The following is a 12,036-nucleotide window of genomic DNA, read 5'->3' as shown; positions in this document are numbered from 1 at the left end:
TTACAGGTCGTCGCCCGCGACCCAGGTTTCGAAGCGGTAGGCGGGGCCGCGATCTGACGGCGTAAAGCCCTCCGCCGGCACCGATGCGACATTGATGAATCCCGGCGGCAGGGCGGGGGCGAAGGTATCGCCGTCGGTAACCTCAAGATCAAGCACCGTGATGACGGCAACATCGGCGCGGTCGGCGGCGGCGGCGTAGAGCGAGCCACCCCCAACGATCCAAACCAGTTCGCCACCCGGCGCATCGGTTGCGGCCGCGAGCGCCTCGTCCAGGTCAGTGAACACGAGCGCTCCCGCCGCTTCTGCCTCGGCGGTGACCTCGGGGTCTCGGGTCAACACGACGTTCGTGCGCCCCGCGAACGGTCGAAACCGCTCCGGAATCGATTGCCACGTGCGCCGCCCCATCACGACGGGGTGCCCCATGGTCGTCGCCTTGAAGTGCGCCATGTCTTCTGGTGCATTCCACGGCATGTCGCCCGCGCGCCCGATCACGCCGTCACGGGTCTGTGCCCAAATCATGCCAACGGCTTGATCCGGCAATGGTGGCAAGTTCATCGCGTCGGTCATGATTACACCGCTACCGGAGCGGAGATCTGCGCGTGGTGCTGGTAGTCGTGCACCGCGAAATCGTCGAACGAGTAGTCAAAGATCGACTCCGGCTTGCGCGTGAAGGTGAGCGTGGGCGACGGGAAGGGCTCACGCTCAAGCTGAGTACGAACCTGTTCGAGATGGTTGTCGTAAATGTGCACGTCACCGCCCGTCCACACGAATTCACCGGGTTCCAGACCCACCTGCTGCGCGATCATTCGCGTCAGCAGCGCGTAGGAGGCAATGTTGAACGGAACCCCGAGAAACATGTCGGCGGAACGCTGATACAGCTGGCATGAAAGTTTGCCGTCGGCGACGTAGAACTGAAAGAACGCGTGGCACGGCGGCAGCGCCATGTTCTCGATCTCGGCAACGTTCCACGCCGAGACGATAATGCGACGCGAGTCCGGGTTGGTCTTCAGCTGGTCGATGACCTGCGCGATCTGGTCGATGTGTTGCCCGTCGGGCGTCGGCCATGACCGCCACTGCACGCCGTACACCGGACCAAGCTCGCCGCCTTCGTCTGCCCATTCGTTCCAGATGCGCACGCCGTTTTCTTGCAGCCACGACACATTCGATTCGCCGCGTAAAAACCACAGCAACTCGAGCGCGACCGACTTGAAGTGCACACGCTTGGTGGTGATTAGCGGAAAGACGTCGTTCGCCAAGTCAAACCGCAGCTGCCGACCGAAGACGCTCGTGGTTCCGGTGCCGGTGCGATCCGTCTTGTGCGTGCCATTGGCCAGCACGTCGCGCAGCAGATCCTCGTAGGGAGTCGCGATGGTCATGGCTCCCATCGTATGTTGCCCAGCGGCGGCCACGGCGATTGCAGCGCGGAAAGGGCATCATCGATCAAACGGGTAGGCACCATTTTCGCAATGTGCGCGGTGTTGAGGCGTCGAAACGTTGCGCTCATTGAGAAAGCACCGTGGATTCTCGACGGCGGTGCCCAGCGGCGATAGTGTGAACGACGTGGCACTCTCGTTTGATCCTCTGTGGCCGCGTGCGGGCGGCTGGCCCGCTCTTGATGGCGCGGCCGATGTTGCCGTGCTCGGCGTTCCGGCACACCTAACCTCGCTCTCACCGACCGGAGCGCATGCGACGCCCGCGGCGATTCGAGAAGCCATCCAGCGCTTCTCCCCCGCGCTCGTAACCGGCAATCGCATCGTCGATCTGGCTGAACTCAACGTGCGAGATGCCGGTGATGTTGCCGACCCCGATAGCCCCGAGGGCGAAGAGCGCACGATGGCGCACGTCAGCGAGCTTGCGCGAGCATCTCGACTTGTTGTGGCGCTCGGCGGCGACAACAGTGTGACGTATGCTGCGGCACGCGGCGCACACGCCAGCGGCCTCATCACGCTCGACGCTCACTACGATGTGCGCGATGGCGTTTCCAATGGCTCCCCCGTGCGCCGGCTCGTGGAGTCTGGGCTCGACCCGAAAAAGATCGTGCAGATCGGAATCGCCGACTTCGCAAACTCGGTTGCCTATGCCGAACGAGTGCGCGACTACGGCATTACCGTGATCGGCATTGATGAGGTTCGCGGGCGCGGCATCGACGATGTGGTCGCGCAGGCGCTCGATATCGCTGGCGCCGGGCCCGTGCACTTCGATATCGACGTTGATGTGGTCGATCGTTCGGTCGCACCCGGGTGCCCGGCGAGCGTTCCCGGAGGCCTTGCCGCATGGGAGCTGCGCGCTCTGGTTCGCGGCATCGCCCGCTCAACCACCATCGCCTCAGCTGACATCACCGAGGTCGATGCCACCGCCGATGCCGAAGACGGTCGCACGGTGCGCCTCGCCGCGCTCTGCTTGCTCGAGTTGATCGCCGGAGTCTCGGAGCGCGTGTGATGCAGCTCACGCTGATTCGCCATGCCAAGAGTTCTTGGGACGACCCTGATCTGAGCGATTTTGACCGTCCTCTCGATCGGCGTGGACTCCGCGACGCCCCGGTCATGGCGCAGCTCGTCGCGGGCCGCAAACAGCAAATCGATGTGATCCTCTCATCGACAGCGGTGCGCGCGGCCAGCACGGCACAGTATTTTGCCGATGCCCTCGACTGTGAGATCGAGTTTTTCGATCAGCTTTACAACGCCGACCCGCGACGCGTCGCCGATCTGGTTGCCGCCCGCGAAGAAGACAATGTTGCCGTGGTCGCGCACGACCCGACACTCAGCATCTTGGCGCGCCATTTCAGTCCGCAAATTCCGCATATGCCAACGTGCGCCGTCGCCTGGTTCACCTGGCCGGCGAACTCGTGGCGCGAAGCGCTTCGCACCCCACCAGCACGGGTGCAGTACGACATTCCGCGCGACACCGCCTGATCGCGCGGAACGCCGACGCGGGTTAGCTAAATACCCGCTCGATCATCGGAACACCTGGCCGGTATGCCAGGTGAATGCGTGATGGCGCGCGCAAAACGGCAAGGTGAGCGGCGGAACCAACGGCAAGCGTTCCGACGTCGGTGCGGCGCAGGGCCGCGGCTCCGCCTGCAGTTGCTGCCCACACGGCTTCGGCCGGTGACATTCCCATCTCGCGCACGGCGAAGGCGATCATGAGCGGCATCGAGGTGGTGAAGCTGGTGCCCGGATTGCAATCGCTCGCGAGCGCCACCGTGACCCCGGCGTCGATCAACCGGCGCGCGCTCGGGTACGGATGCTTGGTGGAGAACTCGACGCCGGGCAGCAGGGTCGCAACGGTGTCAGACGATGCCAGCAGCTCAACGTCGTTATCGGTGAGGTAGGTGCAGTGATCCACGCTCGCCGCGTTCATTTCCACGGCAAGCGCCACACCGCCGCCCTCGCCCAGCTGGTTTCCGTGCACGCGCGGTTGCAACCCGGCAGCAACGCCAGCCTCAAGAACGGCGCGGGACTCATCAACGTCAAAGGCGCCGCGCTCGCAGAACACGTCGATCCACTTCGCATATGGCCGCACGGCCTGCAGCATCTCGCCGCACACCAGCTCGACATACCCCTCGCGGTTGTCGGCGTATTCTGCCGGAACCACGTGCGCCCCCAAGAAGGTCACCTCGTTGGTGATCTCCCGCGCCAGGCGCGCAAGCTTCGTCTCCGAGGCCACATCGAGACCGTAACCGGTCTTAATTTCCAGCGTTGTGGTTCCCTGACTTAAGCACTCGGCAACAAAACCATGAAGCCGGGTACGCAGCGCCGCATCCGAGGCGGCACGCGTGGCGGCGACGGTGGTGCGGATTCCGCCAGCGGCATACGGGGTTCCCGTCATGCGCGCGGCGAACTCCTCGGAACGGTCGCCGCCGAACACCAGGTGCGTGTGGCTGTCGACGAACCCCGGGATGACCGCGGCACCTTCAACATCAACAACGGTCTCTGCTGGTTCCGCGTACCGCGCCTCGCCGACCCATGCGATCTTGCCGTCTTCGATGCGCACGGCGGCGCCGTGCAGCGTGCCGCACTTGTCGCCGTCGATCTCAACGTTGGTGGTGAGCTCGCCGATACCGGTAACCAGGGTTGCCATTACGCGTCCATCATCGGAATGGTCAGGCCACGCTCGCGAGCGATGTCGGCGGCGTGGTCATAGCCCGCGTCGACGTGACGCATCACGCCGGTGCCCGGGTCGTTGGTGAGCACGCGCTCGATCTTCTCGGCGGCGAGCGCCGAACCGTCGGCAACGGTGACCTGACCGGCGTGGATGGAGCGGCCAATGCCGACACCGCCGCCATGGTGGATGGATACCCACGAGGCGCCAGATGCCGTGTTGAGCAGGGCGTTCAGCAACGGCCAGTCTGCGATGGCGTCGGAGCCGTCCTTCATCGATTCGGTCTCGCGGTAGGGGCTGGCGACGGAACCAGAGTCGAGGTGGTCGCGCCCGATCACGATGGGCGCAGAGAGCTCGCCCGAAGCAACCATTTCGTTGAACTTGAGGCCCGCGAGGTGGCGTTCCTTGTACCCCAGCCAGCAAATGCGGGCTGGCAGTCCCTCGAAGTGAACCTTCTCGCCTGCCTGCTCCAGCCAGCGGTGAAGCGCGGCGTCGTTGGGGAAGAGTTCGGCAATGGCACGGTCGGTCTTGCGAATGTCTTCCGGGTCTCCCGAGAGCGCCACCCAGCGGAACGGGCCACGCCCCTCTTCAAATTGGGGGCGAATGTAGGCGGGCACGAAGCCGGGAAACTCGAAAGCGCGGTCGTAGCCGCCCAATTGAGCTTCGGCACGAATCGAGTTGCCGTAGTCGAACACCGCGGCGCCGGCATCTTGAAATTCGACCATTGCCTTCACGTGGGCAGCCATCGCGGCGCGCGAGCGCTCGGTGAAGCCTTCGGGGTCGCGTGCGGCCTCGGCCTTCCAATCGGCGACGGAGACGCCAATAGGAAGGTATGCCAGCGGGTCGTGGGCGCTGGTCTGGTCGGTGACGATGTCGATCGGCGTGCCGCGGCGAAGCAGCTCAGGGAAGACCTCGGCCGCGTTGCCGACAACGCCAACAGACAGCGCCTCGCCCGCGTTCTTGGCCGCAACGACGCGCTCGACGGCGGCGTCGAGATCGGTGGTGTACTCGTCGAGGTAGCCGTGGTCGACGCGGCGCGCCAGGCGGCTCTCATCGACGTCGACGATCAGCACGGCGCCGCCATTGAAGGTCACCGCGAGCGGCTGCGCGCCACCCATTCCGCCGGCGCCGCCGGTGAGCGTGAGCGTTCCAGCGAGGCTCTCGCGTCCGAGCGAGCGTGCGACGGCCGCGAAGGTCTCATAGGTTCCCTGCAAGATGCCCTGCGTGCCAATGTAAATCCACGAGCCTGCCGTCATCTGGCCGTACATGGTGAGACCGAGGTCTTCCAGCTTGCGAAACTCGGGCCAGGTTGCCCAGTCGCCAACCAGGTTGGAGTTGGCGATGAGCACGCGCGGCGCCCAGTCGTGCGTGCGAAACACACCGACCGGCTTTCCGGACTGCACGAGCAGCGTTTCATCCGGCGCCATCTCATCGAGCGTGCGGATGATGGCGTCGTAGGCAGCCCACGAACGCGCGGCGCGGCCCGTGCCGCCGTACACCACGAGGTCTTCGGGGTGCTCTGCGACCTCGGGGTCGAGGTTGTTCATCAGCATGCGCTTGGCGGCTTCTGCCCCCCAGCTCTGGGCGGTGCGTTCGGCTCCGCGGGTGGCGCGGATGGTGCGTGGCGTCGTCGTCATGCTCACTCCTTTTCGTTGCGTGCGCTGTGTGGCGCAGTGCTTAGTTATGCGCTGTGTGGCGCAGTGCTTAGTTGATGGCGCCGCGGGCAGCGGCAAGTACCTGGCCAGAAATCACCATCTCGGTGATGGCCTCCATGTCTGGCGAGAGGAATCGGTCGGGGCCGGGCCCGGCAACCTCGGTGCGAATCAGCTCGCGCACGGCGCCCGTTGCGGGTCCGGGCTGCAGCGGCGCGCGCAGATCAAGCGCGCGCGTTCCGGTAAGCAGCTCAATGGCAAGCACACGTGCCAGGCCGTCAATGCCGCGACGGAGCTTGCGGGCGGCGGCCCAACCCATCGAGACGTGGTCTTCTTGCATGGCCGAGGAGGGAATGGAGTCGACAGACGCGGGAACCGCGAGGCGCTTGAGCTCGGACACGATGCCGGCCGCGGCGTACTGCGCGATCATGAGGCCCGAGTCGACGCCGACCTCGTCCGCGAGGAAGGGCGGCAGGCCATGGCTACGAGCCTTGTCGAGCGCGCGGTCGGTGCGGCGCTCCGAAATGGAGGCCAGATCCGCGATCGCGATAGCCAAGAAGTCGAGCACGTAGGCAACGGGGGCACCGTGAAAGTTTCCGTTGGACTCGACGCGACCGTCGAGCGTGACGACGGGGTTGTCAACGACGGATTGCAGCTCACGCCCGGCAATCAGGGCGGCGTGGGTGGCCGTATCGCGGGCGGCGCCGTGCACCTGCGGCGAGCAGCGCAGCGAGTACGCGTCCTGCACGCGGGTGTCTTCTGGCCCCTTGTGGCTTTGCACCATGGGAGACGGGTTGAGGTAGGTGCGCAGGTTGGCGGCCGACTGGCTCTGGCCGAGCTGCGGGCGAAGATCCATCAGGTCTTGGGCGAAGACGGCATCGGTGCCGAGCTGCGATTCGATCGAGATTGCGGCCGACAGGTCGGCAACCTCGAGCAGGTTCTCCAGATCGTGCAGCGCCAACACGAGCATGCCGAGCATGCCGTCGGTGCCGTTGATGAGGGCCAGGCCCTCCTTTTCGCGCAGCACGAGCGGCTCGATGCCCGCGGCGTTGAGCGCTTCGGCGGCCGTGAGCTTGACGCCGGCAACGCGCACGTCGCCTTCGCCCATGGCGGCGAGCGCAATGTGCGACAGTGGGGCGAGGTCGCCGGAGCAACCCAGCGAGCCGTACTCGCGCACGATCGGGGTGATCCCGGCGTTCAGCATTGCGGCGTACGTCTCAACGACGATCGGGCGAACGCCCGTGCGACCAGAAACGAGGGTGCGAAGCCGCAGTAGGTGCAGGGCGCGCACCACTTCGATCTCGACCTCAGCCCCGGTTCCGGCGGCGTGTGAACGGATCAGGCTGGCCTGCAGCTGCGCGCGACGGTCGGGGGAAATGAAGGTGGTGGCGAGCGCACCAAACCCGGTGGAGACGCCGTAGTGCGGCACGGAGTCATCGGCGAGCGCCTCGATTCGTGCGCGCGATTGGGCAACCCCGGCGAGGGCTTCCGTGTCAATGGTGACGGGGGCACCGTGGCGGGCCACGGCGACGACCTCGGCGGGGGTCAACCCGCGACGGCCGACAGTAACAGTCTGCTGTGCGCTCATACTCTGATTTCACACCCGCGGCGCGGTCGGCGACAGGGCTTCATGGCACAATGTGTCTGATATGTCAGACAAACCAGCGCGCATTGTTCCCGCCGCCGATCAGACGTTGCGGATCCTCACCATGATGTCGCGCGCCCGCGGGCCGCTCGCCGCCAGCGTGATTGCCGCGGCGCTCAACATTCCGCGCTCCACGGTCTATCAACTGCTAGACACCCTGCAGGTCAACGGTTTTGTCGTTCACGTTCCCGAATCGCGCACCTGGGGCCTCGGCACCGCGGCGTTTGAACTCGCTGGCGGCTACGCGCGTCAAGAACCAATCGCACGCCTGGGCCGCCCGCTGCTCGCCTCGCTCACCGACCGCATTGGCGAATCGACCCACGTCGCGGTGATGAGCGGGCGCGATGTGGTCTACATCGTCGAAGAGCGTGCTGCCCGCCGCCCCGCTCTGGTCACCGACGTTGGAGTGCGCCTGCCCGCGCACCTCACCGCAACGGGTCGTGCGATGCTCGCCGCGCTCCCCGCCGAACAGGTGCGGGCCCTCTACCCCGATGCTTCCGCCTTTGCGGATCGCACCGGGCGTGGGCCGCGCTCACTGTCGCAGCTGCGCGTGTTGCTGCGCGAAACACGCGCGGCAGGCGTCGCCTCAGAAGACGGGGAGGTCACGGCAGGCATGCGCTCCGTCGCCGTCGCCGTTCGCGATCACACCGGTTGGCCGGTCGCCGCGGTCGCAACCACCTGGAGCGACTTCGGAACCATCGACACCGCCCGCATCACCGTCGCGGTTACCGAGGCGGCAGCCACGCTTGCCACCCGCCTGCGCTAGCAACACCCTGGTTCCGCACACGAGGTTCCGCACCCTGGTTCCATACCCCCAGCTCGCCCCTACCCGGCGTGCGAACCAAACGCGGCAGCAGGAGATCACGCCGACAGCAGGGCGATATCGCCCAGGATTCCGTCCCCCGGCGTAATCTCCTTCCCTCACGTGGCGGCCAGAAGCCCCGAACCGCGTCACCGACTAGTTCACGGCGAGAACGGAACCACCGGTCACGGCGACGAGTTCGTCGAAAGTGAGCGGAACAGCGGTGCATGCGGTTTCACGCACCAGGTTCCGCACCCCCAGTTCCATACCCGCAGCTCGCCCCTCCCCGGCGTGCGAACCCAACGCGGCAGCAGGAGATTACGCCGGCAGCAGGACGGTATCGCCCAATTCTCCGTCCCTCGGCGTAATCTCCTTCCCTCGCGTGTTGGCCAGAAGCGTCGAAGCGCGTCACCGAACCGCGTCACCGACTGTTTCACGGCGAGAACGGAACCACCGGCGACGGTGACGAGTTCGTCGAACGTGAGCGGAAAGCGGTGTGCACGGTTCCACACCCCCGGTTCCGCACCCCTGGTTCCAAACGCCCAGCTCGCCCCTACCCGGCGTGCGAACCAAACGCGGCAGCAGGAGATCACGCCGACAGCAGGACGATATCGCCCAATTATCCGTTCCTCGGCGTAATCTCCTTCCCTCACGTGGCGGCCGGAAGCGCCGAACCGCACCACCGACTAGCTCACGGCGAGAACGGAACCACCGGTCACGGCGACGAGTTCGTCGAAAGTGAGCGGAAAGACGGTGTGCGCGGTGCCGTCCGCCGCCCACAGTTCGTCGAACTGCGCGAGCGTCTCGTCAATGACGGTCTCGATGTGCGATGGATGACCCACGGGAGCAACCCCACCAATGACCTGACCGGTCGCGGCTACCACCTGTTCTGGCCGCGCCCGCACGATGCGTTGCTTGCCGAGGCGTTCGGCCAGCAGAGCGGTGTCGACCCGGTGTGCGCCGCTGGTCATCACCAGCAGCGGCTGGTCGTCGGCCACGAAAACGAGGCTGTTGGCGATGGCTCCCACCTCGGTACCGAGTGCTGCGGCGGCGAGCGCCGCGGTGGCAGCAGAGTCGGGCAGGGTGACGATATTTGAGGTGACGCCGGCGGCGCGAAGCTGGTCGGCAACGCGCTGGCTGCGCGCGGAGAGGTCGGTCATGTCATCCCCTCGCAATCACTTCGCCGTGCGGCAATTGCATGAACGCGCCCGGCGTGCGCGACCACTCGAGCCACGCTTCAGAAATCTCCATCAGATCAGATTGTGTGGCGAGCCCGAGCTCAAGAGCCTGTGTGGCAAAAGATGAGGCGAGAGCGCGCTCAGCCCACCCTTCACCCCACCACCGTACGCGTTCTTCGTTCGCGTACGTCCACTGAGAGCCCGTCACCGTCACGTCGCTGAAGCCGGCCTCGCGCGCCCAAGTGCCAACGCGTCGCCCCGCACTAAATTGCGCGCCCAGCGCGTCGCCCGTTGCCAGCATGATGCGCAGCCAGTTATCGAGCGCGGGTAGCAGCGGATACCAAAACACGGCGCCGTAGTCGACTTCGCGCAGCGCCACGATGCCGCGGGGTCTAACCACCCGACGAAACTCCCGCAGCGCATCAACCGGCCGCTGCAGGTGATGCAAAACCTGGTGCGCGGTCACAATATCGAACGAGTCGCCCGCCGCCGCGAGCGCATACGCGTCGCCGGTTTCAAACGACACGTTCGTGAGTCCCCGCGCCGCGGCGCGCTCGCGCGCCTGCACAATCACGGCCTCCGAGTAGTCGACGCCAACGACCCGCCCGCTGCCCGTCAGCTGCGCCAAATCAGCCGTAATGGTTCCGGGGCCGCATCCGACGTCCAAAATGCTCATGCCCTCCTGGATGAGCGGAACCAGGTGCGCTGCGGAGTTCGCCGCCGTGCGATCGGCGTGAGAGTTGACCACACTGGCGTGGTGTCCGTGGGCGTAGGCGTGCTGCATCAGCGACCTTTCGTTGCGCGAATCACTGATTTTCGTTGCGCGAATCACTGATTCGGTTGCCACCACTGTATGACACCGCCATCGCAACCTGTACCGCGCGAGTAGCCACCGGCACGGCATCTCCCTAATATCGAACACGGGGACCGCTGCTGTGGGAGCAGCATTGCCTCGTGACCAATCCATCGCAGTAAGGCCAACGAGCACATGACGTCATCACGCGCGCCGTGGTACAGCCGCAAGTCAGTCAACGACTTTGTGACATCGAAAACCGTTCAAAACGTGATCCTTGTGGTGATCGTCATCAACGCCATCGTGCTCGGCTTGGAGACGGTGCACTCCCTCATGCAGAACTATGGGGCGACACTGCACCTCCTCGACAAGATCTGCCTGTGGATCTTTATCGTCGAAATCGCCCTCAAGCTGTATGGCCAGGGGCTCGGCTTCTTCCGCAGCGCGTGGAACGTGTTCGACTTCGTGATCGTCGGCATCGCCCTGATTCCCGGGGCGGATGGCCTCGCAGTGTTGCGCGCACTGCGCGTGTTGCGCGTGTTGCGCCTGATTTCGATCGTGCCGTCGCTGCGCCGCGTCGTCGATGCATTGGTTCGGGCCGTACCCGGCATCGCTTCGATCGCCGCGCTGCTGGGCATCATTTTCTACGTCGGCGCGGTCATGGCGACGATGCTGTTCGGTAAGAACTTCCCGGCCGAGTACGGTGATCTGGGCTCGACCCTGTTCTCGCTCTTTCAAATCATGACGCTCGATGGCTGGTCTGATCAGGTGCGCAGGATCATGACCGTTGACCCGTGGGCGCCGGCGTTCTTCGTTCCGTTCGTGCTCATCAGCGCCCTCACGGTGCTCAACCTCTTTATAGCCGTCATCGTCGATGCGATGCAGGGGCTCGACGCCAGCAACGAACACGCCGCCGAGGAGCATGACGCCGAGCGCCGCGGAACCACGGCTGTGGCGGGCGCGTCCGCAGCCGCAAACGGAATGGCGGCGGGTGAAGGCATTGTGCCCAGCGAGAGGCACGAACACTCCCATCACGTCACGTTTGGTGAGTCTGAGGTGATGCGGGAGCTCGCGGCACTCCGCGCACAGGTGCAGGCGCTGACCGACGCGGTTAGCAAGGCCGATCGGGCATAGCCCGCGGGCGACCGGGTATCGCTACGGGCGGCGCTCCGGTCGTGACTTGCGCAAGCCGGCGGTCGCGCTAGGTCAGCTGCAACGTGGTGATGCAGGTCGGATCGTCCACTCCGGTGGCGATCGGTGCTGAGACCGTGCGCTCTCCCGCGGTGATCGTGATGGTTCCGGCGATATCGCGCGGCAACCACAGTCCGACGAATCCGTTGTCGTTGGTCGTGTAGGTTCCGGCGGCAAGTTCGGTGCCGTCAGCGGCGGTGATGGTGATCTGCACGGATTCGTTCGCGAGCTCGCCACGGCACGTGGTCAGGCTGTGAAAGAAGCAATCATGAGTCTGTGACGCGTAGGGCGCGATGGAGACGTAGAACTGATCGTCTGGGAGCGGCATGCTCGCCTGGTTGTTCTCGTCATCGGTGAGTACCACCTCATCCGGGCGCACCGAGGCGAGGAGGTTCGCGGGGCGCTCGGCGACCGGCATCGCCTCAAGCGTCTCAATCACGTCGGTGGCGCTGAGACCCGCGAGCCCGTGTCGTTCGAGAAAGGTGTCGGCCGGTTCAATGTTTGGGCTCGCGTCGGCCGTCGGCGCAGAACTCGGCGCCGCACCCTCTCCGACGCTCTCGGTGGCGGGTGCGCAAGCCGTGAGAGACACGGCCGTCACCATGGCGAGAAAGGCGGTCAGCAGTACACGTGAGGATCGAGCCATGACCCCATCCTAGGGATACCTCCCCCGGGTA

At 65.4% G+C, this 12,036-nt stretch carries 12 protein-coding genes; 4 read left to right on the top strand and 8 right to left on the bottom strand.

The features are described 5' to 3' along the window. Together FVP60_RS07300 and FVP60_RS07295 are read right to left on the bottom strand one after the other, a co-directional pair. Nucleotides 1–567 (bottom strand): dihydrofolate reductase, encoded by a 567-nt coding sequence (locus FVP60_RS07300; protein WP_246132516.1) that lies wholly within the window; start codon nucleotides 565–567, stop codon nucleotides 1–3. Between the two features lie 2 nt (nucleotides 568–569). Then, complete coding sequence (locus tag FVP60_RS07295) at nucleotides 570–1,376, bottom strand: thymidylate synthase (RefSeq protein ID WP_147825625.1); 807 nt, start codon at nucleotides 1,374–1,376, stop codon at nucleotides 570–572. A 175-nt stretch (nucleotides 1,377–1,551) separates the two neighbouring features. On the opposite strand from FVP60_RS07295, the gene FVP60_RS07290 reads away from it, so the two are divergent. Both FVP60_RS07290 and FVP60_RS07285 read left to right on the top strand, forming a co-directional pair. Continuing rightward, a complete protein-coding gene (locus tag FVP60_RS07290; RefSeq protein WP_147825624.1) occupies nucleotides 1,552–2,439 on the top strand; it encodes an agmatinase family protein in 888 nt (295 codons plus the stop codon). Beyond that, nucleotides 2,439–2,912: a SixA phosphatase family protein gene (locus FVP60_RS07285; RefSeq protein WP_246132540.1), complete on the top strand. Its 474-nt coding sequence runs from the start codon at nucleotides 2,439–2,441 to the stop codon at nucleotides 2,910–2,912. The genes FVP60_RS07290 and FVP60_RS07285 overlap by 1 nt, the downstream gene beginning before the upstream one ends. A gap of 22 nt (nucleotides 2,913–2,934) precedes the next feature. Here the strand turns inward: FVP60_RS07285 and hutI are convergent, their stop codons facing one another. From hutI to hutH, 3 genes are all read right to left on the bottom strand, one after another. Continuing rightward, on the bottom strand, nucleotides 2,935–4,080 hold the full coding sequence (hutI, locus tag FVP60_RS07280) for an imidazolonepropionase (RefSeq protein WP_147825622.1): 1,146 nt from the start codon (nucleotides 4,078–4,080) through the stop codon (nucleotides 2,935–2,937). Beyond that, nucleotides 4,080–5,738, bottom strand: coding sequence for a urocanate hydratase (gene hutU, locus FVP60_RS07275; protein WP_187240602.1), 1,659 nt, complete (start codon nucleotides 5,736–5,738; stop codon nucleotides 4,080–4,082). Before hutU ends, hutI begins: the two co-directional genes overlap by 1 nt. 67 nt (nucleotides 5,739–5,805) lie before the next feature. Continuing rightward, complete coding sequence (gene hutH / locus FVP60_RS07270; protein ID WP_147825620.1) at nucleotides 5,806–7,341, bottom strand: histidine ammonia-lyase; 1,536 nt, start codon at nucleotides 7,339–7,341, stop codon at nucleotides 5,806–5,808. Nucleotides 7,342–7,402: 61 nt separating this feature from the next. On the opposite strand from hutH, the gene FVP60_RS07265 reads away from it, so the two are divergent. Beyond that, nucleotides 7,403–8,164 (top strand): IclR family transcriptional regulator, encoded by a 762-nt coding sequence (locus FVP60_RS07265; RefSeq protein WP_147825619.1) that lies wholly within the window; start codon nucleotides 7,403–7,405, stop codon nucleotides 8,162–8,164. 722 nt (nucleotides 8,165–8,886) lie between these two features. Here the strand turns inward: FVP60_RS07265 and FVP60_RS07260 are convergent. Next, entirely contained in the window at nucleotides 8,887–9,360 is a 474-nt protein-coding gene (locus FVP60_RS07260) for a YbaK/EbsC family protein (protein ID WP_147825618.1), read from the bottom strand. A 1-nt stretch (nucleotide 9,361) separates the two neighbouring features. Beyond that, a complete protein-coding gene (locus tag FVP60_RS07255) occupies nucleotides 9,362–10,225 on the bottom strand; it encodes a class I SAM-dependent methyltransferase (RefSeq protein ID WP_342779453.1) in 864 nt (287 codons plus the stop codon). Between the two features lie 141 nt (nucleotides 10,226–10,366). On the opposite strand from FVP60_RS07255, the gene FVP60_RS07250 reads away from it, so the two are divergent. Continuing rightward, complete coding sequence (locus FVP60_RS07250) at nucleotides 10,367–11,305, top strand: ion transporter (protein WP_147825617.1); 939 nt, start codon at nucleotides 10,367–10,369, stop codon at nucleotides 11,303–11,305. Between the two features lie 67 nt (nucleotides 11,306–11,372). Here the strand turns inward: FVP60_RS07250 and FVP60_RS13015 are convergent, their stop codons facing one another. After that, nucleotides 11,373–12,005, bottom strand: coding sequence for a CueP family metal-binding protein (locus FVP60_RS13015; protein WP_187240601.1), 633 nt, complete (start codon nucleotides 12,003–12,005; stop codon nucleotides 11,373–11,375). Nucleotides 12,006–12,036 lie beyond the last annotated feature (31 nt).

The organism is Microbacterium mitrae (assembly GCF_008017445.1).
GTDB lineage: Bacteria > Actinomycetota > Actinomycetes > Actinomycetales > Microbacteriaceae > Microbacterium > Microbacterium mitrae.
The sequence above is the reverse complement of the archived record's forward strand: the minus strand, read 5'-3'. Positions and strand labels throughout refer to the sequence as shown.